The organism is Thermophilibacter gallinarum, assembly GCF_014982725.1.
Classification (GTDB): Bacteria; Actinomycetota; Coriobacteriia; order Coriobacteriales; family Atopobiaceae; genus Thermophilibacter; species Thermophilibacter gallinarum.
In genome coordinates this window covers 58,718-84,947 of the sequence record NZ_JADCJZ010000001.1, presented here as the reverse complement: position 1 = coordinate 84,947, position 26,230 = coordinate 58,718, and the positions used below count along the sequence as shown (strand labels likewise).

The following is a 26,230-nucleotide window of genomic DNA, read 5'->3' as shown; positions in this document are numbered from 1 at the left end:
AGCTTAAACGAACAAGGAGGAGCCGTGAGCGACACGCCCACCCGGGTGCGCGCGAGCAGCACCCCCCTGACGCCGGCGGACACCCCGCACGAAGAGGTTCTTCTCGGCAGATACCGCGTGATCGAGCGCCGCGGCGACGGTGGCTTCGGCACCGTCTGCACCTGCTGGGACAAGCGGCTCCAGCGGCGCGTGGCGATCAAGCGCATGCCGCTCGCCGACTGGGGCACCACCGCCGAGGAGGCGCTCGCGGAGGCCCGCACGGCCTGCATGCTAAGCCACCCCAACATCGTCACCGTCTTCGACTTCGAGTCGGACGGGATCTTCGCCTACCTGGTCATGGAGTACGTGGACGGCCTGAACCTCGCCGAGCTGCTCGGCCGGGTTGAGGGTGGCCGCCTCACGCCCGAGGAGTGCGCGCACGTGCTCCAGAGCGTGGCCCGCGCGCTCGCCTTCGCGCATGAGAACCGCGTGCTGCACCTGGACATCAAGCCGACCAACATCATGATCGACCGGCAGGGCACCGTGAAGCTCGCCGACTTCGGCATGTCCACACTCGCCTCGGCCGCCGGCTACGGCGACGCGCGCGGTGGCACGGTGGGATACATGCCGCCCGAGCAGATCGAGGGCGCCTTGGTGGACGAGCGCACGGACGTGTTCTCCCTCGCCGTGGTGGTGTGGCAGGCCCTCACCGGGGACGACCCGTTCCTGGCGAGAAGCGCAGAGGACTCCCTGCGCCGCATCCAGCGCGGCCCGGGCAGGCTCGCGCGCCTCTGCCCCGAGCTGGGCCCGGACGCCGAGTCCGCCCTCGTCGCCGAGCTCTCCCCCTCCCCGGCGCAGCGCGACGCCGACGTCCTCGAGTTCGTGGACGCCCTGCTCCCCTGCCTGGGCGACCCCGCCGAGGGCGCGGAGTCGCTCGAGTCGCTCGTGTCCCAGGCCGAGGAGGACGACGACACCCGACCCCCCGCCATCCGACGGCCGCGCCGGCCCCTGCGGCTCCCCGAAGGCCTGCTGCCCCGGATGCTCACCGCGCTCGTCGCCTTCTCCGCGCTGCGACTGACGCTGCCCCACGTGGCCGGGCTCGCCGCCGAGCCCGCCCTCGCCGCGGGCGTGCTGCTCGCCGCCTGCGCCCTTGCCGCGATCTGGCCCCCGGCCGCCGCGCCGCTCTCCGCCGTCGCCACGGCCGCCGCGCTCGCGAGCGGGTCGGGCGGCGAGGCGCTCCCCGTCTTTCTCGCCGTGCTCCTGGTGGTGTCGGTCGTGGCCTGGTGGGCGCTCGCGGGCCGCTTCGAGCGGCTCTCCTCGCTCGCCCTGCTCCTGCCCTGGTGCCTGCCGTCCCCGGTCGCCGGCGCGGCGCTCTCCGGCTACGCGCTCGAGACGCTGCCGGCCGCGGTCACGTCGGCGCTGGGGTATCTCTCCGGCGCACTCTTCCACGCAGCGGCAGCGTCGTCCTTCTCGGCAGCCCCGCTCTCCGATGCCCTTGTCGCGGAGCTGACCTCGCCGGCGTTCTGGCTGCTGCTCGCCGGCTCTCTGGCCTGCGGAATCGTTGCCTCGGCCCTCACCGGGCGCGGCTCCGTCGCCTCCGGCGTCCTCGGGCAGCTCCTGGGCCTCGGCTGCCTCCTAGCGTGCTGCGTTCTCGCAGCTAGCGTGGAGAATACCAGTATATGGCCCGCCCTCGACTGGCCGAGTGTTGTGCTTGCGGTACTCTTAGGTGTGCTTTTGTGCGTTGCGACTGTCCTGAGGGGCCCTCTCTACGAGGACCAAGAAGGCGAGGGTACTGATGAGTTTTCTGAGTGACTTCGAGGCGCGCATCGGATCGGTCTTCGGTGCGGCACCCCAGGGCTACACGGAGCCCTTCTCGTTCAAGAAGCTCGCCAAGCGCGCCGTGCGCGAGATGGAGAACGAGACGTACGAGATCGACGGCGTGGACACCGCACCCGCCCTCTACACCGTCCTGGTCTCCGCCACCGACGACTCTCTCATGCGCCCGCTCTACGAGCAGATCACCTACGAGACGGCCTCCTTCGTGACGGCCCGGGCACAGGAGAAGGGCTACGCCTTCGTGGGCAGCCCCCTCGTGCGCTTCATGGTCGACCCGGCGCTCAAGTCCGGCAAGTTCGCCGTCTTCGCGGAGAACGTCGACGCGGGCACCCTCGCGCGCCTGCGCGAGGAGGAGCGCGCGTTCCTCGCCGGCAACTCCAGCGCCGGGGGCGCGGCCGCCCAGGTCCACCCGCGCGGCGAGAAGCGCCCCGCGCCCGCCGCCGTCCCCGCGCCCGAGCCGGCGCGCGTCCCCCTGGACGGCCTCGACGTCGAACCGCTCCCGGTCGCCTCGGCCTCCGAGTCCACCCCCATGCCCGTCACCCCGGTCGCGCCGCCGGCGCCGATGGTCGCGCCGGGCGAGGGCCCCGGCGCCATCCCCGTCCCGCAGACCCAGCGCCGCAGCGTCCCGCTCGTGGACGCGCGCGCCGTCGCTGCTGGCATGGGCATGAGCGCCGTCGCGGCCGGCGCCGTCGCGGCGGCTGCCCAGCCGGGCGCCGGCTCCCCCGCCACCGACGCGAGCTCCATGCCGGTCGGCGCCACCTGCCTGCTCATCGACCGCCAGACCGGGCGTACCTACACCGGCAAGGCCCCCGCGACCGTCGTCGGCCGCGAGCGCTCCCAGGCCGGCATCGTCCTGCGCGACCCCAACGTGTCCCGCCGCCACGCGGAGCTCACCTTCGACGGGCGCGACTGGCACATCTCCGACCTCGGCTCGACCAACGGAACGCTGGTCAACGACGTCGATATCCGCGAGTGCGTCCTGCGCGACGGCGACCTCGTCACCCTCGGCCTCACCAACCTCGAGTTCCGGGAGAACCCGCGATGATCGACCTCGTGCTGTTCGCGGGGCGCGTCCTTCTCGTCGTCGTCCTCTACGTCTTCCTCTTCGCCGTCATGCGCACGGGCGTCGGCCTGGTGCGCGGCCAGCGTCGAGACTCGGCCATCTGGGCCGTCGACGTCGAGAAGGGTGTCCGCTCGCTCCGCGGCCTGCACGTCGACATCCTGGGGCCGGTCGTCATCGGCCGCTCCCCCTCCTCCGACATCGTCATAGACGAGCCCTACGTCTCCTCGAACCACGCGCGCCTGACCCTGCAGGGTCCCGCCCTCGTGCTCGAGGACCTCGGCTCCACCAACGGAACGCTGGTCAACGGCCGCGTCATCGACCAGCCCGTCACCCTGCGCGAGGACGACGAGGTGCAGGTGGGTGACACCATCATGCGGGTGAGCCGCGGATGACGACGGCAGACGCCCAGATCACCGCCCCGCAGGAGCCCACGAACGCCCCCGGCCGCGCCGAGATGGCCGTCGAGGGGAGGGCCGGGGCGGACGCCGTCTTTGGCTCCAACGAGTTCATCTCCTGGGGGGCGCGCTCGGACGTCGGTCTCGTGCGCGGCCACAACGAGGACTCCTTCCTGCTCCAGGCGCCGCTCTTCGTGGTGTCGGACGGCATGGGCGGGCACGCCGCCGGCGAGGTGGCGAGCTCCATAGCCGTGGAGACCGTGGGCAGGGAGGCCCCGGCCACGGCCGACGACGTCCTTCTCGGCGCCGCCGTCGAGTCCGCCAACAGAAACGTCATCGAGGCCGCGGAGCAGGGCATCGGCAAGCCCGGCATGGGCTGCACCGCCACCGCGGTGATCATCGAGAAGAACCTGCTCGCCGTCGCCCACGTGGGCGACTCGCGCGCCTACGTGCTGCGCGAGGGGACCCTCGTGCGCATCACTCACGACCACTCCTACGTCGAGGAGCTGGTGGACTCCGGCCAGATCACCGCCGACGAGGCCCGCACCCACCCCTCGCGCTCCATCATCACCCGCGCCCTGGGCTCGGACCCGGACATGTACGCCGACCACTTCTCCCTCGAGGTCAACGACGGAGACCGCATCATCCTGTGCTCCGACGGCCTCTCCTCCATGGTCCCCGACAGCGAGATCGAGTCCCTGGCGGTCTCGAGCGCCACGCCCAAGCAGGCGGCCGACAACCTCGTCGCCGCGGCGCTCACCGCGGGCGGCGCCGACAACGTGACCGTGGTCGTGGTCGACATCCTGAACGACGGCCAGGCCGAGGAGGCGCGCCGCCGCCTGTTCCAAGGCGCCGCGAGCATCGCGTGCATCATCCTGGCGACGCTCGCGGTGGTCGCCCTCGTCGCGCTGACCTTCATCCGCAGCGAGTGGTACCTCGGCGTCAACGGCACCACCGTGGGCCTCTACCGCGGCATGAACGCCGAGTTCCTCGGCATTCCGCTCGGCGAGCTCGTGAGCACGAGCGCCGTCGAGCTCACCGACCTCCCCGCCGCCGTCCGGGACCAGCTCGAGGACGGCATCCGCGTGGAGAACGAGGAGGCGGGCCGCGCGGTCATCGACTCCTACCACCAGCAGATAACCGCCGAGAAGGACCGCGCCGCCCAGACCGCCGAGACGGCGCGCTCCGAGACCGAGGCGGACGGCCAGGACGGGGGTGAGCAGCAGTGAGAAAGGTTCGTCGCCCGGGCGCGCGCTCGCGCTCCGAGGTCGAGGCCTCGGTGCTGGCCGCACCGGCCCCCGTCCCGCACGACCGCCAGCGCGGCCACAGCCGGCGCAACACGGAGCTCTTCCTGCTCTGCCTCGCCGCCGTGCCCGTCATACTCCTCTACGCCATGTACGTGCTCAACTCCAACGTGCAGCTCAGCGTCTCGACGCTCGGCGTGCCGCTGGGGCTGTTCGCCGCCTTCGCGGCCGCGCACGTCGCCATACGCTTCCTCGCGCCGGGGGCCGACTCGGCAATCCTGCCCATCGTCTTCGTCCTCTCGGGCACGGGCATCACCTTCCTCACCCGGCTTGCCCCCGAGTCCGCCGTCAGCCAGGTGGTGTGGCTCTTCCTCTCCGTCGCGGCCATGGTCGCGATCCTCGCCGTCGTCCGGGATCTGGACTCCCTCGCCGACTACAAGTACACGCTCGGCCTCGCCGGCGTGGCTCTTCTCGTGCTCCCCATGCTCGTGGGCACCGAGCAGAACGGCTCGAAGCTCTGGATCTACATCGGCGGCTTCAGCTTCCAGCCCGGCGAGTTCGCCAAGATCCTGATCACGCTCTTCCTCGCCTTCTACCTGGCCACCAACCGCGAGGCGCTCTCCGCCTCCATGCGGCGCGTGGGCCCGTTCTCCCTCCCGCGCCTGCGGATGCTCCTCCCGCTGCTCGTGATGTGGGGCATCAGCCTGCTCGTCGTGGTCTTCGAGCGGGACCTGGGAAGCGCCCTGCTCTTCTTCGCGTTCTTCGTGATCATGATCTACGTGGCCACCGGCCGCGTGAGCTACGTCGTGGTGAGCCTGCTGCTGCTCGCCCTGGGCGGCATCGCCTGCTACCTCCTGTTCGGCCACGTGCGCAACCGCGTCGACATCTGGATCGACCCGTGGTCGGCGGCCAGCAGCGGTGGGTACCAGATCGTCCAGGGCCTCTACTCGCTCGCCGACGGCGGGCTCTCCGGCGTCGGCATCGGCAACGGCCTCGCCACCACGATCCCGTTCGTCCAGAGCGACTTCATCTTCGCCGCCATCGGCGAGGAGATGGGTCTTCTCGGCGGCTCCGCCGTCCTTCTGCTCTTCCTCCTGTTCTGCGTGCGCGGGCTCGCGACCGCGGCGCGGGCCAAGTCCGACTGCTCGGCGTTCGCCGCCGTGGGCCTCACCTGCGCGATATCCGTCCAGGCCTTCGTGATCGTCGGCGGCGTGACCAAGTTCCTGCCGCTCACGGGAGTGACGCTCCCCTTCATGAGCCAGGGCGGCACGTCCCTTCTCGCCAGCTTCCTGATCGTGGGCCTGCTCCTGCGGGCGGGCGACGAGGGCACCGGCAGGGAGACGCAGCTCAGGAGCGCCATCGAGCGCGGCAGCGAGCGGCGCGACCCGGTCCTCTCGTTCACGGGCCAGGTCCGGGGCCCCTCGGGCGCGCATGCCGCCTCCGTGGTCCACGGCAGCCACGCGCGCGGGAGCTTCGGCCTCACGACCGAGGAGTCGGGCGTCCTCGGGCGCGTCGCGCTGGGCAAGCGCCTCACCTCACTGATCAGCGTCTTCGCGCTGCTCTTTGCCGCGCTCATCGCCAACCTCACCTACGTTCAGCAGATTGACGCCGCGCGCATCCAGAACCTGCCCGGCAACAACCACACGATCGCGAGAAGCGCGTACGTCCAGCGCGGCGCGATCATCACCTCGGACGGCGTGACGCTCGCGGAGAGCACCCAGCAGTCCGACGGGACCTACGTGCGCTCCTACCCGCAGGGCACCCTCGCGCGCCACACCGTCGGCTACATCTCCACCCAGTACGGTTCGGACGGCGTCGAGTCGACCATGAACGAGACCCTCACCGGACGCAAGGACTACTCCAACTGGAGGAGCGCCCTCTACTCGCTCGCGGGCGTGTCCCAGCCGGGCTCGACCGTCCAGCTGACCATCAACTCGCAGATCCAGCGCGCCGTCGAGCGGGCGCTCGAGGGCTACACGGGCGCGATCGTGGTTCTCGACCCGTCCACCGGCGCCGTCCTCGCCAAGGCGTCCTCCCCGACCTACTCGGCCGACGACCTCGGCTCCGTCATCACGGGCGGCGGCAGCGAGCTCGTCGACCGCACCACCGACTCGCTCTACGCGCCCGGCTCGACCTTCAAGGCCGTCACGCTCGCCGCGGCGCTCGACTCCGGCACGACCTCCCTCGACGACACCCTCGACGCCCCCGCCTCGATCGAGGTCGGCGGGGCCGAGGTCACCAACATCCACGACGTCGACTACGGCACCGTCACCGTCGAGGACGCGTTCGCCGTCTCCTCCAACACCGCGTTCGCCCAGATCGGCACCGCGGTGGGCTCGGAGCGGCTCGTGAGCTACGCGACCGCCTTCGGCTACGGCCAGCAGATCGGCCAGGACTTCCCGTGCGTCGCCTCCCTCATGCCCGTCGCCTCGGAGATGACGGAGTGGGAGACGGCGTGGGCCGCCTGCGGCCAGCCCGTCGGCCAGCACGAGAGCCCGGCCGGCCCCCAGACCACCGTCATGCAGAACGCCGTGGTCGCCCAGACCATCGCCAACGGCGGCGTCGCGATGAACCCCTACGTGGTGGGCCACGTGCTCTCCCCGGAGGGCGTCGAGACCTCCTCGACCGCCGCCCGCTCGCTCGGGCAGGCGATCTCCGCCACGACCGCCGACCAGCTGAAGCAGGCGATGCTCCAGGTCGTCGAGAGCGGCACGGGCACGGCGGCCCAGGTCTCGGGCGTCCGCGTCGCCGGCAAGACCGGCACGGCGGAGGTCGAGAACGGCAATGTGAACTCGCTCTTCATCGGATTCGCCCCCTACGACGAGCCGACCCTGGCCATCTCCGTCTGCGTGGAGGGCCGCGGGTCCAACGTCGAGGGAATCGCCGCCGGCATCGCCGGCGAGGTGATCTCGGAGACGCTGCAGATCCAGGCGTCGGGGGCGGCACGCTGATGAGGTGCACGACGACGAGACGACAGGACGCGGCCAGCACCCGCGTGGGATAGGAGAGACGATGGCAGAGACGAAGCTCGGCGGACGGTACCAGGTCCAGGACAGAATCGGAACCGGCGGCATGGCCACGGTCTACCGCGGTCTCGACGAGGTGCTCGGGCGCACGGTGGCGATCAAGACGATGCTGCCGCAGTACGCCAACGACCCGTCCTTCGCCGCCCGCTTCAAGCAGGAGGCGCAGGCGGCGGCCGCGCTCCAGAGCCCCTACATCGTGAGCGTCTACGACTGGGGCAAGGACGCGGACACCTACTACATCGTCATGGAGTACCTGCGCGGCACCGACCTCAAGACCGGCATCCGCAAGCACGGCGCGCTCGACTGCAAGAAGGTCGCGCAGATCGGCTCGCAGATCGCGCAGGCGCTCTCGGTGGCGCACAAGCACGACATCATCCACCGCGACATCAAGCCGCAGAACATCATGGTGCAGCCCGACGGCAACATCAAGGTGATGGACTTCGGCATCGCCCGCGCCAAGAACAGCCATCTCACGCAGGACAACTCCGTCCTGGGCACCGCCCACTACGTCTCCCCCGAGCAGACCCAGGGCAAGGAGCTCGGCCCCACCACCGACATCTACTCGCTGGGCATCGTCATGTACGAGGCGGCCACCGGGCAGGTCCCCTTCCAGGGCGACGACGCCATCTCCGTCGCGCTCAAGCAGGTGAACGAGCAGCCCAAGCCGCCCAGCCAGCTCAACCCGAACGTGGACCCGCAGCTCGAGGCGATTATCCTCAAGTGCATGCAGAAGAACCCCGCCGACCGCTTCCAGACGGCCGACGAGCTGTCGCGCACGCTGCGCGACTACCTCGCGGGGCGCATGCAGGCCGTGAACACCGCCACCTCCGTGCTGCCCGCCGCCGCCACGAGCAAGCTCGAGCGCGGCGCAACGCCGATGGTGGGCGGGACGGCCACGATGCCGCGGGTCGAGCGCACCGGCCGCTTCCGCCAGAGCGCCACGCAGCAGGCCGCCGAGGCCGAGGCGGAGCGCCAGCGCAAGCACAAGCGCAACGTCATTCTCGCCGCCGCGGGCGGAATCGTGGCCGCGGTGCTGGTCATCGTGGCGCTGGTGAGCCTGCTGGGCTCCGGCACCGCCATGAGGAACGTCCCCAACCTCAGCAACCTCACCGTCGAGCAGGCCGTCGAGGCCATCGAGAAGGAGGGCTTCGAGGCCGGCGAGCCCCAGTACGTCTACGACGACAACGTCCCCGAGGGCCGCGTCGTCGAGCAGGACCCCGAGCCCAACCGGCAGATGCCCGAGGGCAGCGTCATCAACTTCAAGGTGTCCAACGGCCCCACCCCCGTCGAGGAGGTCGAGGTCCCCGACCTGCGCGGCATGACGGCCGACGAGGCCGAGGAGGAGCTCAGCAAGCACAAGCTCCTCGGCAAGCGCGGTGACGACGTCGAGAGCGACGACTACGAGGAGGGCGAGGTCGCCGAGCAGGACCTCGAGCCCGGCTCCACCGCCAACGCGGGCGATACTGTCACCTACCACGTCTCCGCCGGCAGCAGCCAGGTCGTGGTCCCCGAGCTCTCCAACGCCACCGAGAGCGAGTACACCTCGCGCCTCAAGGACCTGGGTCTTGTGGCCGATGTGCGCTACACCTCCGACAACTCTGTGGCCTCTGGCTACGTGATCTATACGACCCCCGGCATGGGCTCGACGGTGGACAAGGGCTCCACGGTCACCGTCTTCGTCTCCTCCGGCCGCGAGGAGGTCAAGGTCCCCAACGTGGTCGGCGAGGTCGCGACCACCGCGCAGGCGCGTCTCGAGGGGGCCAACTTCGTCGTCAACATCAGCGGCCCCACGGACGGCATCGTCATCGAGCAGTCCGTGACCGGCTCCGCCCCGTACGGCGCCACGATCACGCTCACCACGGAGGCGCAGGAGCCGGAGACCCCCAGCGGCAACGGTGACCACGGCGGCTCGATCGGCAACGGCGCCACGCCGGAGGGCCAGTAGCGGCGGCGCGCGTTAGAAATACCGGCGCGTCCCCGTCCTTCTCGCCGTTTTGGTTAGTTTTACCGGCGCGTCCCCCTCGGAACGGCTCCGAAGAGGGGGGCGCGCCGGTATTTTTAACCAGCCGCGCAGACAGAAAAGCAGGCCGCCGGGCGGGAAACCCGACGGCCTGCGTCTTTCCTGGTGCCCCCGGGCCGATTCGAACGGCCGACACCCGCTTTAGGAGAGCGGTGCTCTATCCCCTGAGCTACGAAGGCATGGGTGCCATTCTAGCACGCGCGGCACGGGGCCGCGCGGCGCCGCGGCGTTACTTCTTGCCCTTGCGGGCGTCCTTCGCCGCCTTCTCCGCGATCTGACGGGCGCGCTCCTCCTCCAGGAGGTCGGCGAGCTTCTTGTCGGTCAGGCCGTTGACGCGCGCTTGGACCTGCTTGCGGAACGGGCGGCGCTTGACGAAGTCGTAGATGATGGCGGCGATGATGCACACGTAGGCACCGACGAGGGTGCCCATGGAGAGCGCGCCCTGCCAGGTGCTCATGTTGGTGGTCTCGCCGTAGAGGTAGACGCACACCAGCGAGATGACGGCGAGCACCATGCCGACGCCCACCATGATCCAGAAGACGCGCTCGGTGCGACGGTAGTCCGGCATGCTGCGCAGGACGAGGTCGTAGGCGCGGTTGCGAAGGTCGCTCTCCTCGCGCTCCTTGCGCTTGCGCTCGCGCTTCTCCTCCTTGGACTCGTTCTTGTCGCCGAAGATGCCCGGCTTGGACGAGGAGGCGGAGCCGGTCCGGACGGACGCGGCGGCCTCGCGGGCGGGCTTGGCCTTGGCGGCGGAGCTTCGCGAGAAGCCCTTCTTCTCGTCGCTCTCGGCGGCGACGGCCTCGGCCTCCTTCTTGGGGCGGCCGACGGCGTTGCCCTCGGCCTCGCGGCGGGCCCCCTCGATGGTGTCGCGCAGTGACATGACGCTCCTTACTTGGTGCGGGCAGGCACGAAGGCGCTGCCGGTGATGATCTGATAGGCCTCCTGATAGCGCTTGGAGGTGCCCTCGATGACCTCGGCCGGGATGCGCGGCGGCTCGCCGGTCATGTCCCAGTTGGCGCGCAGCCAGTCGCGGACGTACTGCTTGTCGTAGCTCGGCTGGACCTTGCCCTCCTCGTAGGAGTCGGCCGGCCAGAAGCGGCTGGAGTCGGGCGTGAGGCACTCGTCGATCAGCGTGAGCCTGCCGTCGATGAAGCCGAACTCGAACTTGGTGTCGGCGATGATGATGCCCTGCTCGGCGGCGTAGTCGGCCGCGGCCTTGTAGATCGAGAGGGACGCGTCGCGCAGCTGTGCCGCCACGTCCTCGCCCACGATCTCGCAGCAGCGCTCGAAGGAGATGTTCTCGTCGTGGTCGCCGAGCTCGGCCTTGGTTGACGGGGTGAAGATCGGCTCGGGGAGCTTGGAGGCCTCGGTCAGGCCGTCGGGCAGCTTGATGCCGCAGACGGTGCCGTCCTCGTCGTAGGTCTTCTTGCCGGAGCCGGTGAGGTAACCGCGGACGATGCACTCGATGGGCACGGTCTGGGCCTTCTTGACCAGCATGGAGCGGCCGGCGAGGTAGTCGGCGTAGGGCTTGAACTCCTCGGGCAGGTCGGCCACGTCGCAGGAGATCATGTGGTTGGGGATGAGGTCGGCGAAGCGCTCGAACCAGAACGCGGAGATGCGCGTGAGGATCTCGCCCTTGTGCGGGATCTCGTCGGGGAGGATGAAGTCGTAGGCGCTGATGCGGTCCGACGCGACCATGAGCAGGCTGTCGCCGCAGTCGTAGATGTCGCGCACCTTGCCGTGCGAGTCCGGACGGAGCTCCATCTCAGCCATTTCGGCCACCTTTCCTAGGCGTTTCACTCAATCTCCTAGTATACGTCACCGGAGGGCGACATCCTCGCGCGGCTACCGGTCCTGCTGCTTGCGCTGGCCACGCAGGGGGATGCGCAGCGTGAAGGTGGTGCCGCGGCCGAGCTCGGACTCGACGAGGATCGTGCCGTTGTGCCGGTCCACGATCTCCTTGGTGATCGCAAGGCCCACGCCGAGGCCGCCGGAGACGCGCTCGCGGCTGACGTCGGAGCGCCAGAAGCGCGCGAAGGTCTGCGGTATGTCCTCCTTGGCGATGCCGATGCCCGTGTCCTGGACGCCCACGAGGAAGTCGGAGCGGTCCTGGCGCAGCGAGACCTTCACCCAGCCGTCGGCGTTGGTGTAGCGCAGGGCGTTGCTCATGAGGTTCACGATGGCCTCTCGCAGGAGGTCGGGGTCGACGTCGGCGTAGAGCTCGTGATGGGGCGTCTCGTCAACGAAGCGCAGGTGGAGGCCGCGCTCGTGGAAGAGCTGGTGCTGGGAGGAGACGAGGCTCTTCACGAGGTAGACCAGGTCGGTGCGCTCCACCTTGAGCTCCGTCGTGCCGTTCTCCAGCCGCGAGAGCTTGAGCATCGCGTCGATCAGCCGCGAGAGGCGCCGGACCTCGCCGGCCACGACCTCGAGATGCTCGTCGTCGGCGGGGAGCACGCCGTCCTGCATCGCCTCGACGGTGGCCTGCATCGCCATGAGCGGCGTGCGCAGCTCGTGGGCGACGTCGCCGGTGAGGCGGTGCTCGAGCTTGAGGTCGCGCTCGATCGTGCCCGCCATGTCGTCGAACGTCTCGCCGAGCTGGCCGACCTCGTCGGTGCCCGTCACGCCGGAGCGCGCGGTGAGGTCGCCGTTCCTGATCTGCTTGGCGGTGGAGGTGATGCGCTGGATGGGGTGGGCGACGGAGCGCGAGACGAAGTAGCCGATCACGCAGGCGAGAATGGCCGCGATGGCGGCGGCGGTGGCGATGGCGCCGTAGGAGTTGGCGCGAAACGCCGTGTCCGCCTTGGTGAGCAGGGCCTCCGAGCCGAGCGCCCAGAGGCGCACGTAGCCCACGACGTCGCCCGACGGGGAGGTGATGTCCGCGCTCACCATCGCGCCCTCGGACGCGGGCGCCGTCGCGGGGGTCTGCGGGGCGACGCGCCCGTCTATGGCATGGGTGGTCGAGGCCGCCCACGTGTCGTCGTAGAGAACGTCCCCGTCGACGGTGACGACCTGGACCACGATCTCCGACGAGATGGCGGACGCGGAGCCGGCGACGGAGGCGACCTCCTCGTCCAGCTCGCCCGTGCGCGCGTACGCGTCTGAGATGACGCCGGCCGTCGAGTCCGCCACGGCCTGCATGTTCTGCCGCGTGTAGGCCATGAACTGGCCCTCCCACACGACGGCGAGGACGATCGCGAGCACGGCCGCCGTCATGATGGCGGTGAGCGCGAAGGCGAAGGTGAGGCGCGTCGCGAAGGGACGGCCCCGCTTGGGACGCGGCTTTATGGTGTTCCAGGAGGCCGACGACGAGGCTGGCGAGGGCGAGTCCTCGTGACGGGCCCGCTCGCCGGTGACGAAGCGTGCCGACATGGCGCGTGGCCCGGCCTACTCGGCGGACTTCTCGGGCGCCTCGAAGCGGTAGCCCACCCCGTGCACGGTATAGAGCCAGCGCGGGTTGCGCGGGTCGTCGCCGAGCTTGGCGCGGAGGTTCTTCACGTGGGAGTCGATCGTGCGCTCGTAGCCCTCGAAGTCGTAGCCGAGGACCTTCTCCACCAGCTCCATGCGGGTGTAGACGCGGCCCGGATAGCGCGCGAGGGTGGTGAGCAGCTTGAACTCGGAGGCGGTGAGGTCGACCTCCTTGCCCTCCACGAGCACCTTGTGGCCGGAGATGTCGATCACGAGGTCGCCGAAGTCCAGCGTCTCGAGCGCGGGCTCGGCCTCGGTGTGGGCGCGACGCAGCAGCGCGCGGACGCGGGCCACGAGCTCGCGCGGCGAGAAGGGCTTGATCAGGTAGTCGTCGGCGCCGAGCTCCAGGCCGATGATGCGGTCCTCAACCTCGCCCTTGGCGGTGAGCATGATGATGGGCACGTTGGAGGTCTCGCGGATGGCGCGGCACACGCGCTCGCCGGAAAGCTTGGGGAGCATCAGGTCGAGGATGACGAGATCGAAGGTGTGCTTCTCGAACTCCTCGACCGCGCTCTGCCCGTCACCGACGCCGCGCACGATGTAGTTCTCGCGCTCGAGGTAGGCGGCGACGGCGTCGCGGATCGCCTTCTCGTCCTCGACCAACAGGATTTTCTTCTCGTCCGAAGCCATCGTGGGGCCTCCCTGGTCTGCTCTCGAGTTACCAAATCGGGCTCGTAGGTGTCATTAGTGTACCCCACGCGGGGAGAAACGTTGCGACCTTACAGGCGGAAGGTGCGGACGGCGACGGAAGCGGGGTAGCCCGTGTCCGCGTCCTTGACGGTCGCGTAGGTCACGAACGTGTCGCACTCGCCGGCGCGGGCGGGGAACTCGCCGTAGTCGACGGAGCGGTCCGAGGCGGAGAGCACCGAGTACTGCCGTTTGGCCAGGTCGATAACGAAGTACGAGGACGTCCCCTTGATCACGACCACGTCGCCCTTGCCGCAGCCCCCCTCCGACGGCTCGCGGTTGAGGCGGAAGAAGCCGCCGTCGGCCGTACCGATGTAGGTGCCCATCTGGCCGAGGAGGCCGCCCGTGCTGTAGCTCGCCTCAACCGAGACGAGAAACCGCTCGCCCACGCGGGTGGCGCGGAACGGTCGCACGTTCTGGGGCATGACGAGCTGGTCGAGGCGGGTCTCCAGGTCGTCCGAGAGGGAGTAGGCCGTCACCCCGTAGAACACGCCCTCGTCGGCGCGGACGCGCGGCGTGAGAACGACGGCGTCGCCCGAGACGGTGGGCGCGGTGGCGAACCGGCCCGGGGACTCGACGACGGGCTGCGCCTCGGCGCCTCCCTCGTGCCAGAGGTAGCAGAACGAGCTCTCCGCGGTTCTCGACCCGCTGGTCGAGGGCTGCACCTGCCAGATGACCGAGCGGCCGGTCACGGCGAAGGGCGCGGGGTCGAAGTCGGCGTCCCCCTCCCAGAGCGCGGTGGGCGACGAGGTGAGCGCGCCTCCCGAGAAGGGCGCGGCGTAGAGCGTCCACGCGCGGGTCTGGAGGTCCAGCTCGGTCCAGGCGTAGAGGTAGTCGGAGCAGCGGACGTCGTAGATGACGGTCGTGGTGTCATGGCCGACCGGCTCGGAGACGACCTCGCTGAGCGCGCCCGAGGCGAGCGAGAGCGCCGAGGCGACCACCATGGGCGTGGCGGAGGCCCCGGCCGTGGTCACGGGGATCCAGGTGCCCTCCGCGGGGTGCAGCACGTTGGAGAGCGGCAGTCTCCAGGACGCCTCCTCCACGAGCTCGGCGTCGACAGACTCGAACGACTCGAGGATGTCCTCGGCGGAGTCCTCGTCGACGACCACGGGGTCGGAGTTGACCTCGTCCCCCGTGTGCGAGCAGCCCGAGAGCGCCCCCGCGGCCACCACGGCGACGGCGGAGCCGGCTGCGGCGGCCTTGAGGAACGAGCGCCTCGTGGGCTTGGGGCGTGGCAGGCGCATGGCTAGGCGGTGGCCTGCGCGGCGGCCTCGGTGAGGGCACGCGCGAGCTGGTCGGCGCAGGAGGTGGGGCGAGGCCCGCAGGTGTTGCCCGCGAGGATGCCCGTGATCTCGTCGACGGTGTGGCCGGCCACGAGCTTGCTCACGGCCTTGAGGTTGCCGTTGCAGCCGCCCTCGAAGGAGACCTGCTCGATGGTCGTGCCGTCGTCGGAAAGGTCGATGTGGATGGCGCGCGAGCAGACGCCGCGCGGGGTGTAGTCGAAGTGCATCGTTCTTCTCCTCCCGTGCAAAAGGGACAGTCACTTTTGCACGCTCTCTGATGCCTGTCGCCGATGTGCAAAAGTGACTGTCCCTTTTGCACGGTGCGCGGTTAGTCGAAGCTCAGCTGCTCCAGGCGGTCGAAGACCACGCCGGCGCGCGTGAGGAAGGCGCGCGGGTCGAAGATCTCGTCCAGCTCCGCGGCCGGGACGGTGCAGCGCGCATCGGCCTCGAGCTTCTCGCGGAACGTGGTGCCGCCAGCGCACTGCTGGACCTCGCGCCACGTGGCCATGGCGTTCTCCTGCACGATGGCGTAGGCCTCCTCGCGGGTGATGCCCGTCTCCACGAGGGCGAGAAGGACCTTGGACGAGAAGATCAGGCCTCGCGTCTTGTTGAGGTTGGCGAGCATCTGCGCCGGGTAGAGGATGAGGCCGTCCACGATGCGCGTGAGGCACTGGAACATGTGGTCAAGGGCGATGAAGCTGTCGGCCTGCGCCACGCGCTCGGCGGAGCTGTGGCTGATGTCGCGCTCGTGCCAGAGCGCCACGTTGTCGAAGGCCACCTGGGCGTTGGCCTTCACCACGCGGGAGAGGCCGCAGACCTTCTCCACCGTGATGGGGTTGCGCTTGTGCGGCATGGCCGAGCTGCCCTTCTGGCCCTTGCGGAACGGCTCCTCGGCCTCGAGGGTGTCGGTCTTCTGGAGGTTGCGGATCTCCGTGGCGATGCGCTCGCAGGTGGCGGCGGTGGTGGCCAGGACGCCGGCGAGGTAGGCGTGGTGGTCACGGGAGATGACCTGCGTGGACAGCGGGTCGTGAACCAGACCCAGGTGCTCGCAGACGTACTCCTCGACGAACGGGTCGATGGAGGAGTAGGTGCCCACCGCGCCGGAGATGGCGCCGAAGGCCACGTTGGCGCGGGCGTCCTTGAGGCGGTCGTAGTCGCGCTTGAGCTCCCAGGCCCAGCTGCCGAACTTCATGCCGAAGGTCATGGGCTCGGCGTGGATGCCGTGGGTGCGGCCCACGCAGAGGGTGTCGCGCTCCTCGAAGGCGCGACGCTTGCAGATCTCGCCGAGCTTCCTGCAGTCCTCGATGAGGATGTCGGTGGCCTGGACGAGCTGGTAGCAGAGGGCGGTGTCGCCGAGGTCGGAGGACGTCATGCCAAAGTGGACCCAGCGCGACGGCTTGGGCTCGCCCTCGGGGACGTCGCGGTCGATGTACTCGCCCATGTTGGTGAGGAAGGCGATGACGTCGTGGTTGGTCACGGCCTCGATGGCGTCGACCTCGTCCTTGTTGAAGTCCGCGTGCTCGCGGATCCAGGCGGCCTCCTCGCGCGTGATGCCGACCTTGCCCATCTCGGCGTGCGCCTCGCAGGCCAGCACCTCGATCTCCTGCCAGATGCGGTACTTGTTCTCCAGGGAGAAGATGTGGCCCATCTCGGGACGGGTGTAGCGGTCGATCATGCGGGGCCTCCTCGGCGTCTTGCGCGGCTGACCCCTCGATTCTACCGCAGGGCGCCCTCGTCCTTCTCGAGCGCGGCGCGCGCCTCGCCCATCTGCACGACAACAGCGTCGTGGCCGGTGCCGCCGTAGGTCACGCGCGCGTTGGCGATGCCGGCGGGGTCCAGGTCCCGCGCGATGTCCGCCTCGAAGAGCGGGCTCGCCGAGGCGAACTCCTCGGGCGTGAGGTCCTCGAGGCCCTTGCCGTGCTTCTCGCAGTAGAGCACGAGCTCGCCCACCACGCGGTGCGCCTCGCGGAACGGCATGCCCTTCTTGGCCAGGTAGTCGGCCACGTCCGTGGCGGCCGAGAAGCCCGTGCCCGCCTGCGCGAGCATGACGTCGGCGTTGACGGTCCAGGTCTCCACCATGCCCGCGGCGATCTCCATGCAGTCGGAGAGCGTGCGCGCTGCGTCGAGCGGGCCCTCCTTGCACTCCTGGAGGTCCTTGTTGTAGGCCAGCGGCAGCGACTTCATGGTGGTGAGCAGCGCCATCAGGTCGCCGTAGACGCGGCCGGTCTTGCCGCGCGTGAGCTCGGCGAAGTCGGGGTTCTTCTTCTGCGGCATGATCGAGGAGCCGGTGGAGTATTCGTCCGAGAGCGTGATGAAGCCAAACTCCGTGGAGCTCCACAGCACGATCTCCTCGCACAGGCGCGAGAGGTGCATCATGCCCACGGCGCAGGCATACTCGAGGTCGAGCAGGTAGTCGCGGTCGGAGACGGCGTCGAGCGAGTTGGGGATCGTGCGCGAGAAGCCCAGGAGCTCCGTGGTGCGCTCGCGGTTCAGCGGGTAGGTGGTGCCGGCGAGTGCGGCGGCCCCGAGCGGGTTGGCGTCCGCGGCGTCGCGCGCGGCGGCGAGGCGCGTGAAGTCGCGCGTGAACATCCAGAAGTACGCGAGCAGGTGGTGGGAGAGCAGTACCGGCTGCGCGTGCTGGAGGTGCGTGTAGCCGGGCATCACGACGTCGAGGTTCTTCTCGGCCACGTCGAGAAGGACGCGGCGCAGCTCGACGTTTCCGGCCATGAGCTCCTCGCAGAGGTCCTTGGCGAGCAGGCGGATGTCGGTGGCGACCTGGTCGTTGCGGGAGCGCCCGGTGTGCAGGCGCCCGCCGGCGGCGCCGATCGCGCGGGTGAGCGCGCCCTCCACCGCCATGTGGACGTCCTCGTCGTTGACGTCCCAGGCGAAGGTGTCGGCGTCGATCTGCGCGGCGATGTCGGCGAGGCCCGCGTCGATCGCGGCCTGGTCCTCGGCAGAGATGATGCCCTGCTCGGCGAGCATGCGCGCATGCGCGCGGCTGCCGGCGATGTCGTGGGCCGCCATGTTCTTGTCGACCTCGAGGCTCGCGCCGAACTCCTGCGTGAACTGGTCCACGCCCTTCTCGAACCTGCCACCCCACAGCGCCATCATGGCTCCTTCCTCGGGTTGCTTGGTGACTAGCTTAGCAAGACGGCCGGCCGGGAGCCCTCCCAGCCGGCCGTTTCTCGTGAAACGTACCGAGCGCCTAGTGGACGGGCTGGAGGCCGGAGCCGGGGCCCTGGACCTTGGACCAGGTCTTGGACTGCAGGCCGTGGAGCTCGATGAAGCCGCGCGCCGCGGTGTGGTCGAAGGAGTCGCCCTCGTCGTAGGTCGCGAGGTTGTAGTCGTAGAGGCTGTAGGGGCTACGCACGCCGTCGACGAACAGGCCGCCCTTGCACAGGATGATGCGGACGTCACCGGTGACGAACTTCTGCGTGTAGGCGTTGTAGGCGTCGATGGCCATGCGGTTCTGGCTGAACCACAGGCCGCGGTACACGGTCGAGGCCCACTCGACGTCCATCTTGGCCTTCTGCTTGAGGGTCTCGGCGTCGAGGCAGAGCTGCTCGAGGGTCTGGTGCGCCTGGATGAGCAGCAGCGCCGCCGGGCACTCGTAGCACTCGCGGCTCTTGATGCCCACGACGCGGTCCTCGATCATGTCGATGCGGCCGTAGCCGTTGCGGCCGGCGATCTCGTTGGCCTTGATGATGAGGGAGAGCAGGTCCATCTTCTCGCCGTTGAGCGCGGTGGGGATGCCCTCCTCGAAGGAGATCACGACCTCCTCCGGCTCGGCGGGGCAGTCCTCGAGGTTGTTGGTCATCGTCCAGATGTCCGCGGGCGGCTTGTTCCAGGTGTCCTCGAGCACGCCGCACTCGATCGCGCGACCCCAGAGGTTGTCGTCGATGGAGTAGGGCTTCTTCTTGGTGGTGGGCACGGGCACGCCGTTGGCCTCGGCCCACTCCATCTCGGAGTCACGCGTGGTGAGGTCCCACACGCGCACGGGCGCGATGATCTCCAGCTCGGGATCGAGCGCGCGGATGCAGGTCTCAAAGCGGACCTGGTCGTTGCCCTTGCCCGTGCAGCCGTGGGCGATGTACTTGGCGCCGTACTGGTGCGCGATATCCACGAGGTGCTTGGAGATCAGCGGGCGGGACAGCGCGGAGAGCAGCGGGTAGACGCCCTCGTACTTGCCGTTGGCCCAGAGCGCCTTGGAGAGGATCTTCTCGGCGTACTCGGCGCGCATGTCGATGGCCTCGGAGGCGATGGCGCCCATGTCCAGCGCCTTCTGCTTGATCCAGGAGAGGTCCTTCTCGTCCTGGCCCACGTTGCCGCAGATGGCGATGACGTCGAGGTTCTTCTCGACCTGCAGCCACTTGACGATGACGGACGTGTCCAGTCCGCCGGAGTACGCGAGGACGACCTTTTCCTTCTCTGCCATGATGCTCCCTTTCTGTGGGTGGGTTACCTGCTGGGTGTGCTGCCTACGAAAAAGCCCCGACGTCGCGGGGCGCTGGGCTGGCTGGCGATAAGAACCGGCATGCTTGAGCGACGCGCGACATCTAGGGCGTGATTCGTCGGTTCTGGCGTCGGGATGCGAGGAGGGCGGCACACACGGGTGCGCTGGAAACGTTCTTCAACGTTGGCCTCCTCAGTAGTTGAGCGGGCGCGGGCTATTGGCCCGCGGCTGTCTGACGTGCTGAGTGTAGGTCCTGGGCGTGAGGGCGGCGAGAAGCGACTTCGTCTTGAAACATTGGCGCGGATTCGACGTGTCTCTGGCTTGCTCAAGCCCCCTTCGGAGGGTTTGGGTTCGAGAATCAGGCGAAAAGTCTGTTGAATCCTCTATTTTCGCAGCTAGTTGTGTCGTGCGAGTTTTTATGCCGTCGCGAGGGGGTGTTTTCTGAACCCAAACCGTTTTCGGGTTTGGGTTCGATTTTTCGGACAATCAGCCGCATGTTCTTTTGAACCATGCATCTACCTGCGGTTTCTCGGGCGGTCTGCTCGGCCCGCCGGCAATCGTGAACCCAAACCCTCGACGGGCCGGGGACGGGCGACACAAAAGAGGGCCGGGCGTCGAGAAGGACGTCCGGCCCGGGCCGTGCGATGGTGCGCCCTCAGGGGTTCGAACCCTGGACCTTGGGATTAAAAGTCCCCTGCTCTGCCAGCTGAGCTAAGGGCGCGCGGGTCGATTTTACTACTCCCAGGCCCACTGCCCGTTCACGAACACGGGGACCTCGGTGCCGTCGGCGCAGATGCCGGTGATGGTCATGTCGTCGGTGCCGATCATGAAGTCGACGTGCGCCGCGCTCTGGTTGACGCCGTGCGCGAGCAGCGTCTCCTTGTCCATCTTCACGCCGCCGGCGACGCACTCGGGAAATCCCATGCCCAGCGCCAGGTGGCAGCTCGCGTTCTCGTCGTAGAGGGTGTCGTAGAAGAGGGTGTCGCTCTGACGGATGGGCGTGTTCTTGGAGACGAGCGCGCACTCGCCGAGGCGGCGCGACCCCTCGTCCGTCTCGATGATGTGACGCAGGACCTCGCGCCCCTGCTCGGCGCCGAAGTCCACCACCTCGCCGCCCTCGAAGCGCAGCCAAAAGTCGCGCACGACCTGGCCGGTGTGGACGAGCGGCAGCGCCGAGCGCACCACGCCGTCGGCGCGCAGGCGGTCCGGGGAGGTGAAGACCTCCTCGGTGGGGATGTTGGGGAAGAAGGTCACGCCGTCCTGCGTGCGACCCGCGCCGCCGTCCCAGACGTGGCCCTCGGTCAGGCCGACGGTGAGATCGGTGCCGTTGGAGGCCTCGTAGCGCAGAGCGTCGAAGCGGTGCTCGTTGAGGAAGCGCTTGGTCTTCTCGAAGGAGGCGTTGTGCGTCTCCCAGGCGCTCTCCGGGTCCTCGCCGTCCGCGCGGGAGACCTCGAGAATGAGGAGCCACAGACGGTAGAGCGCCTCGGCCGGGGAGAGCTCGGGGAACACCTCGCTCGCCCACGCCTGGACCGGCACGCCGGCAATGCACCAGGCGTTGCGGCCGAAGTCCATTCCGTCACGGAACGAGCGGCACTCGGTGTTGCGGGCGCGCGACGCGGCCGCCGGCTTGGCGGGGTCGATGCCGCGCAGGATGGAGGGGTCCTGGCCCTCCAGGAACAAGAACGCCGCACCGGCCTCGGCGAGCGAGTTGAGCTGCTCGACCTTCCAGGACGGGGTGTGCTCGAAGGCCTCGAGCGGGCAGTTCTCGTAGGTCAGGCGCGTGACCTCGTCGTCCGCCCAGATCACGGTCACGTGCGAGGCGCCGTTGCGGTACGCGGCGCGCACCACGCGACGGGCGAAGTCGGCGCGCTCGACGGGCGCCTCGAGCACAAGCTCCTGGCCGCGCTGCAGGGCCACGCCCTTGCGGACGAGCAGGGCGGCGTAAAGGTCGAGCTGCTCGGAGAGCCGCTCCGTGGCGATGCGGCACTCCTCGTCGGTCATGGGGATGTCTGCCATGGTCTTCCTTCCTCGGCCCGCGGGCGGGCGGCGGCAACAAAAAAGGGCCCCGGCGTGGGGCCCCGGCTGTTCTGGAGCGGGCAACGGGACTCGAACCCGCGAATGTCAGCTTGGGAAGCTGATGCCTTACCACTTGGCGATGCCCGCGATCACACGCCAGACGCTCCGGCGCATGGAGAAGTATACCCTGCCGCGACGCCGGCGGGCAAGGCGCGCCGAAAGCACACGCGGCGGGCGGCGAGGTGACGTGGAGAGTCCGTGGCGGCGGACGGTCCCGACGTCGGGCGGGTGACCCGGCGTCGATTTCTGACCGAGCCCCCTGCCGGCGGCGACGCGCTCGCACGGGGCGCCGGGGCAGCTTCGTGGCAGCGGGCGGCAAGCGAGCGTCACAGTGGGGGAAGCCGCGCCGCGTAACGTGAGGCCTCCCATCCCCGAGAGGACAGGAGGCCCGATGTCAGAGAGAGCACTCGGCGCGACGGCGCGCACGGCGAGAAGAACGGGGTCCCCGCGCTCCTCTCCGAGGGGAGGCGACCTGCCCCGCGGTCGGAGCAACCCCGCCGTGGGACACGCCGGACGAGCGCGACGGCCCTGGCGCGCGGCCGTCGCCTAGGGGCGCTACGAGCGGCGGATCATCTCCGTGACGAGCGCCGCGACCTGGGCGGCCTTGTCGCCGTTGACGTTGTCCTCGACGTCGTCCGCGGTGCGCGAGAGCGCGGGCAGGCCGTTGGGGCCGAGGCCCATGAGCGTCACGGAGCGCAGCGACGAGCGCATGGCGGGCGTGGCGTCCGTGTCCTCCCAGTCGTGGGGCTCCTGGGCGAGCTCCACGTGGAGGTCGGAGGCGACGCCGGAGAGGAGGCGGACCATCCTGCGGTCGGCACGGCGGGTCTCCTCGAGGCCCTCGGTCTTGAGGGCGGTGAGGTGGCCGGCGCCCACGCAGGAGAGGTTGACCACGAAGCAGCCCCTGATGTCGGAGCGATGGCGCGCGAGGAACGCGCGCATGCCGGCGTTGCCGAGGGAGGAGCCGCCCAGGGCGACGAACCAGATGTCGTGCGCGAGGAGCGCGTCGTCGCCGAGGGTGAGGACGGCGTCGCGCAGCTCCTCCTCGCTCGGCTCGTCCTCGGCGGGCTGCTCGTCGGCGACGGACTCGTCGTCCTCGACGAGGCGCAGGCCGGCGCGCGGGGCGGCGCCGCCGCGCCAGGTGCCGTCGTCCTCGGGGGCGTCGCCATCCGGCTCGGCGTCGGCGTCGGAGGACGGCCTGCCGCGGAACCTGCCGAGGAGGGAGCGGAGGCCGCGCTTGGGTTTCTCGCCCGCACGGGCGACGTCCTCGGGCGTGATCGTGTCGACGGGAACGGCGGGGGCGGGAGCCTCGGCCGGCTCGGCAGCCGCGCCGTGCACGGCCCCTCCCGGGGCCTGGACGCGCGTGGCCTGGGGGTCGGTGGCGAAGGGGTCGGCCTCGTTCTCGGACGGGTCGGGGAGGTCGAAGAGCGAGGCGCGGCGGGCGACGCTCGAGAGCTGCGGGCGATAGCTGGTCTTGCCCCACTCGGGGTCGCTCGGGGCGTCGGGGCGCTCGACGGGCGCGGAGGGACGCGTGGCGTCGGGGTCGAAGTCCTCGACCAGCTCGGAGAGGCCGGCGTCGTCCTTGGGGCCGACGCCCTCACCGCCCTCGTCCATGACCGAGAAGCGGCCGGTCGACATCAGGTCCTCGCGCGTGGTCTCCGCGTCGGCGGCGACGTCGAACGCCATCGTGGCGGCGGGCTCCGGCGCGGCGGGGACGACGTACTCGATCTCGCAGCTCTCGGGAAGGATGCCGAGCGAGCGGAGCACCTCCTCGCCGTGGCGGGTACCCAGCACGGGCTCGTCGGCGGCAGGGGCGACGACGGGCGCGGCGGCGTCCGTTTCGACGGCACCGGCCTCCTCGGACGGCGCCCCGTTCTCGTCGGCCTCCGGCTGCTCGGGCTTCGCGACCTCGCGCGCACGGGGCTCGGCGCCGCTCGGGCGCACGTTCTCGAGGATGCCGAGAAGGGCGGCCACGCCGGACTTGTTGTCGTTGGCGCCCTCGGTACAGGGGGCCATGCGCTCCGCGATCGAGCCCACCGCGAGCACGGCCGCGGGGACCGCCGCGAGGATGCCCACGACCCAGAAGAGGACGCGGAACGCGCCCGGCAGGAAGCCGAGGATCTGGATGAAGGCGCAGGCCGCCACGCCCAGCGCGCACGGGACCGTGAGGCGGCTCGCGAGCGTGAGGTACGGGGCGACGGGGGACGTGTAGAGGGGGTTCTCGTGCGGGGAGTCGTAGTGGGCCACCACGACGATGGTCCTGCTCCCCTTGGTCACGAGCGGGCCCGTGGCGCGGTGGACGGCCACGACGTTCTGGCTCTGGGCGCGCGGGCCGAAGGAGATCGAGAAGCGGTGCCCGAAGAGGCGGGCGACGGAGACGGCCGCCGGGGCGACGGCAAGAAGGAACCCGATCAGCGTGAGCGGGAGGACGCCCACCCCCACGAGCACGATGCCGACGAGCGACGCGATGGCGAGAATCGCCGGCGTGAGGCCGGAGACCACGGGCTCGTCGAACTCCTCCGTGCTCACCTCGACGTCGTGCTGGGCCATGAGGTCGGAGATGACCTCGGCCGCCTGGAGCTCCTCCTGGCTGTTTGCGGGGGAGATGTCGATCCTGCTGTTCAGGAAGTCAAGATAGTCGTGCGTCATGGCCATGCGAAGCATCCTTCTGACAAGTTCCGCGAACATCGCCGCGAGGCCTGCATACAATCAAAAGAGTATACGTCTTGTCCTCGCGTTACGCAGGAAAGACAACAAAGGCTCAATGAACGGGAACGTCTGACGGGCAGGAGGTTTCGTGAGGCTCACGCACGACGACGAGCGGGCGAGAAGGATCTGCTCGCTCGCACTCGACTTCATGAACGCACGCTCGCCGCTCCCCACCTCGGCGATCGCCCGCGCCCACTACCCCGACCTGCGGGAGGACGCCTTCCGCAAGGCCTTCTCGCGCGACCGCGCCATGCTCGAGGCCTGCGGGGTCTCGCTCGTCGAGCGGCGGCAGGGCGGCGGCGAGGCCCTCTGGGAGGCGGACGTCGAGCGCTCGTTCGCCCAGGGCGCCGAGCTCGCGCCGGCGGGCGCCGCCGCGCTCGAGCTCGCCTGCCGCCCCCTCGCGCAGGACCCCTCCTTCCCGCCTGCGCGGGAGCTGCGCCTGGCGTTGGCCAAGGTCGCGCGCGCCTTCGCGGAGACCCTGGCGGTCGGCGACGCGGTGGGGGCGGGCGCGCGGCGGGAGGTCGCGACCCTGCGCGGCTGCCTGACGGGGCGCCGTGCCGCCCGCGTCACCTACGTGGACGCGAGCGGGCACGAGTCGGAGCGCCTCATCGCCCCCTATGCCTTCTTCGGCCTCCGCGGCGTCCTCTACCTCGTGGCGGGTCTTCTCGACGAGAGCGGCAACGAGGTGGCGGACCACGTCCGCACCTACCGCGTCGACCGGTTCCGACGCGTGCGTGAGGAGCCCGGCGCCTCCTTCGAGCTGCCCACCGACTTCTCCGTCGACGACTGGCGGCGCCTCCCCTTCCAGCTGGGGCCGACGACCTTCGAGGCCGTCTTCCGCGTCGAGGCCGGGCGCGAGGAGGACGTACGTCGCGCGGTCGACCGCCAGGGTCGTCTTGAGCGGCGCGGCTCAGACCTGGTCCTTCTCGTCCCGGGAAGCGACGTTGAGGCCGCGGCGAGCTGGGCCGTGGCCATGGGGGTCCGCCCGGTCGGGCCCGAGGAGCTCGTGGGCGCGTGGAGACGCGTCCTGGAGGGGGCGATGCGCGATGGCAGCTAGACGTGAGGGCGCCGGCCGCCCCGGCGCGCTCGACGAGGCGCGCGAGCTCGTCGCGCTCGTCGCCAGCCTCTCGGAGGCCGGCGACGCCCTGAGCGCGGACGCGGTCGCCGAGCGGCTGGGCACGGACGCGGAGCACGCCGAGAAGCTCGTGGGGCTCGTCCTCTCCTCGACGCTCGTGGGCGGGACGGGCCTGCCCCTCGCCGACGAGGGGGGAGCGCTCACCCTCGTCGACTCCGGCGGGGTGCGCGGCAGGCGCCTGCGCCTCACCCGCGACGAGACGCTCGCCCTCGCGGCCGCGCTCGAGCGCCTGGGCGTCCCGGAGGACGACCCGCTCCGTGCTCGGCTCGAGTCGTCGCTCTCCGCCGAGCCCGTGGACGAGGGCCTGGTGCGGCGCCTCATGGCCGGCGAGGGCGGAGGGGACGGCGTCGCCGACGCCCTCGAGGCCTGTGCCCGGGCGCGCGCGGCGAGAAGGGCCCTGCGCTTCTCGTACCGAAAGGCCGCTGATACGCAGGCCGAGCGGCGGCGCGTGCTCGTGACCGGCCTTCGAAGCGAGGACGGGGCCTGGTACCTCGACGCCTTCGACCTCGACCGCGACGACGCGAGGACCTTCCGCGTCGATCGGATGGCGGAGGCGGAACTCTCCGAGCGCGTCGAGCCGCCCGCCGCGGCACCGCCCGAAGAGCCGCGCACGGTCACGCTCTCGTTCTCGGAGCCCCGCTACCTCACCCTGCTGCCCTGGCACGACCTTCGGGTGACGAGCGCCCCGGGCGCGCGGCCCGTGGTCGCAGAGACGCCCTACTACGGCGGGGAGTGGCTCGTGAGGATGCTGGCGGCCTGCGGCGGCACCGCGCGCTGCGACGACCCATCGCTCGAGGCCCAGGTCGAGAGGTACGCGCGCGAGCAGCTCTCCTAGCGGCGCCCGTCCTTCTCGCCGCGCGTC

Annotated in this window: 19 protein-coding genes and 3 tRNA genes; 8 read left to right on the top strand and 14 right to left on the bottom strand. The window is 70.1% G+C overall.

The window, feature by feature from the left end; genetic code table 11:
- The first annotated feature begins 24 nt into the window (after positions 1-24).
- The 6 genes from INF26_RS00400 (at position 25) to pknB (ending at position 9,488) form a co-directional block, all read left to right on the top strand.
- Positions 25-1,791 carry a serine/threonine-protein kinase gene (locus INF26_RS00400; RefSeq protein ID WP_332307269.1) on the top strand — a complete coding sequence of 589 codons (1,767 nt, stop codon included), beginning with the start codon at positions 25-27 and terminating at the stop codon, positions 1,789-1,791.
- Entirely contained in the window at positions 1,775-2,860 is a 1,086-nt protein-coding gene (locus INF26_RS00395) for an FhaA domain-containing protein (protein ID WP_193528787.1), read from the top strand. Before INF26_RS00400 ends, INF26_RS00395 begins: the two co-directional genes overlap by 17 nt.
- The gene (locus INF26_RS00390; RefSeq protein ID WP_193528786.1) at positions 2,857-3,270 is read left to right on the top strand and encodes an FHA domain-containing protein; all 414 of its coding nucleotides are present in this window, start codon (positions 2,857-2,859) and stop codon (positions 3,268-3,270) included. The genes INF26_RS00395 and INF26_RS00390 overlap by 4 nt, the downstream gene beginning before the upstream one ends.
- On the top strand, positions 3,267-4,502 hold the full coding sequence (locus INF26_RS00385; RefSeq protein WP_226371782.1) for a Stp1/IreP family PP2C-type Ser/Thr phosphatase: 1,236 nt from the start codon (positions 3,267-3,269) through the stop codon (positions 4,500-4,502). The genes INF26_RS00390 and INF26_RS00385 overlap by 4 nt, the downstream gene beginning before the upstream one ends.
- A 50-nt stretch (positions 4,503-4,552) precedes the next feature.
- Entirely contained in the window at positions 4,553-7,468 is a 2,916-nt protein-coding gene (locus INF26_RS00380; protein WP_332307298.1) for an FtsW/RodA/SpoVE family cell cycle protein, read from the top strand.
- Between the two features lie 61 nt (positions 7,469-7,529).
- A complete protein-coding gene (gene pknB, locus INF26_RS00375; protein ID WP_193528785.1) occupies positions 7,530-9,488 on the top strand; it encodes a Stk1 family PASTA domain-containing Ser/Thr kinase in 1,959 nt (652 codons plus the stop codon).
- A gap of 178 nt (positions 9,489-9,666) precedes the next feature.
- Here the strand turns inward: pknB and INF26_RS00370 are convergent.
- The 14 genes from INF26_RS00370 to INF26_RS00305 form a co-directional block, all read right to left on the bottom strand.
- Positions 9,667-9,742 (bottom strand) — tRNA-Arg (locus tag INF26_RS00370).
- Positions 9,743-9,792: 50 nt separating this feature from the next.
- Positions 9,793-10,443, bottom strand: coding sequence for a G protein-coupled receptor family protein (locus tag INF26_RS00365; RefSeq protein WP_193528784.1), 651 nt, complete (start codon positions 10,441-10,443; stop codon positions 9,793-9,795).
- Positions 10,444-10,451: 8 nt separating this feature from the next.
- Positions 10,452-11,336 (bottom strand): phosphoribosylaminoimidazolesuccinocarboxamide synthase, encoded by an 885-nt coding sequence (locus tag INF26_RS00360; RefSeq protein ID WP_193528783.1) that lies wholly within the window; start codon positions 11,334-11,336, stop codon positions 10,452-10,454.
- A gap of 72 nt (positions 11,337-11,408) precedes the next feature.
- A complete protein-coding gene (locus tag INF26_RS00355) occupies positions 11,409-12,932 on the bottom strand; it encodes a sensor histidine kinase (protein ID WP_193528782.1) in 1,524 nt (507 codons plus the stop codon).
- A 15-nt stretch (positions 12,933-12,947) separates the two neighbouring features.
- Positions 12,948-13,658 (bottom strand): response regulator transcription factor, encoded by a 711-nt coding sequence (locus INF26_RS00350; RefSeq protein WP_193528781.1) that lies wholly within the window; start codon positions 13,656-13,658, stop codon positions 12,948-12,950.
- Between the two features lie 89 nt (positions 13,659-13,747).
- The gene (locus INF26_RS00345; RefSeq protein ID WP_193528780.1) at positions 13,748-14,959 is read right to left on the bottom strand and encodes a twin-arginine translocation signal domain-containing protein; all 1,212 of its coding nucleotides are present in this window, start codon (positions 14,957-14,959) and stop codon (positions 13,748-13,750) included.
- Positions 14,960-14,961: 2 nt separating this feature from the next.
- Positions 14,962-15,225, bottom strand: a complete 264-nt coding sequence (locus tag INF26_RS00340; RefSeq protein ID WP_193528779.1) for a TIGR03905 family TSCPD domain-containing protein — start codon at positions 15,223-15,225, stop codon at positions 14,962-14,964.
- 101 nt (positions 15,226-15,326) lie between these two features.
- Positions 15,327-16,673: an adenylosuccinate lyase gene (purB, locus tag INF26_RS00335; RefSeq protein ID WP_193528778.1), complete on the bottom strand. Its 1,347-nt coding sequence runs from the start codon at positions 16,671-16,673 to the stop codon at positions 15,327-15,329.
- Positions 16,674-16,714: 41 nt separating this feature from the next.
- The gene (gene argH, locus INF26_RS00330; RefSeq protein ID WP_193528777.1) at positions 16,715-18,106 is read right to left on the bottom strand and encodes an argininosuccinate lyase; all 1,392 of its coding nucleotides are present in this window, start codon (positions 18,104-18,106) and stop codon (positions 16,715-16,717) included.
- Between the two features lie 97 nt (positions 18,107-18,203).
- A complete protein-coding gene (locus INF26_RS00325; protein WP_193528776.1) occupies positions 18,204-19,433 on the bottom strand; it encodes an argininosuccinate synthase in 1,230 nt (409 codons plus the stop codon).
- Between the two features lie 663 nt (positions 19,434-20,096).
- Positions 20,097-20,172, bottom strand: a tRNA-Lys gene (locus INF26_RS00320).
- A gap of 14 nt (positions 20,173-20,186) precedes the next feature.
- On the bottom strand, positions 20,187-21,467 hold the full coding sequence (locus tag INF26_RS00315; RefSeq protein ID WP_193528775.1) for an aminopeptidase: 1,281 nt from the start codon (positions 21,465-21,467) through the stop codon (positions 20,187-20,189).
- A 72-nt stretch (positions 21,468-21,539) separates the two neighbouring features.
- Positions 21,540-21,614, bottom strand: a tRNA-Gly gene (locus tag INF26_RS00310).
- Between the two features lie 468 nt (positions 21,615-22,082).
- Positions 22,083-24,179: a hypothetical protein gene (locus INF26_RS00305; RefSeq protein WP_193528774.1), complete on the bottom strand. Its 2,097-nt coding sequence runs from the start codon at positions 24,177-24,179 to the stop codon at positions 22,083-22,085.
- Positions 24,180-24,321: 142 nt separating this feature from the next.
- On the opposite strand from INF26_RS00305, the gene INF26_RS00300 reads away from it, so the two are divergent.
- Positions 24,322-25,290: a helix-turn-helix transcriptional regulator gene (locus INF26_RS00300; protein WP_193528773.1), complete on the top strand. Its 969-nt coding sequence runs from the start codon at positions 24,322-24,324 to the stop codon at positions 25,288-25,290.
- Positions 25,280-26,203: a WYL domain-containing protein gene (locus tag INF26_RS00295; RefSeq protein ID WP_193528772.1), complete on the top strand. Its 924-nt coding sequence runs from the start codon at positions 25,280-25,282 to the stop codon at positions 26,201-26,203. Before INF26_RS00300 ends, INF26_RS00295 begins: the two co-directional genes overlap by 11 nt.
- Positions 26,204-26,230: the final 27 nt, after the last annotated feature.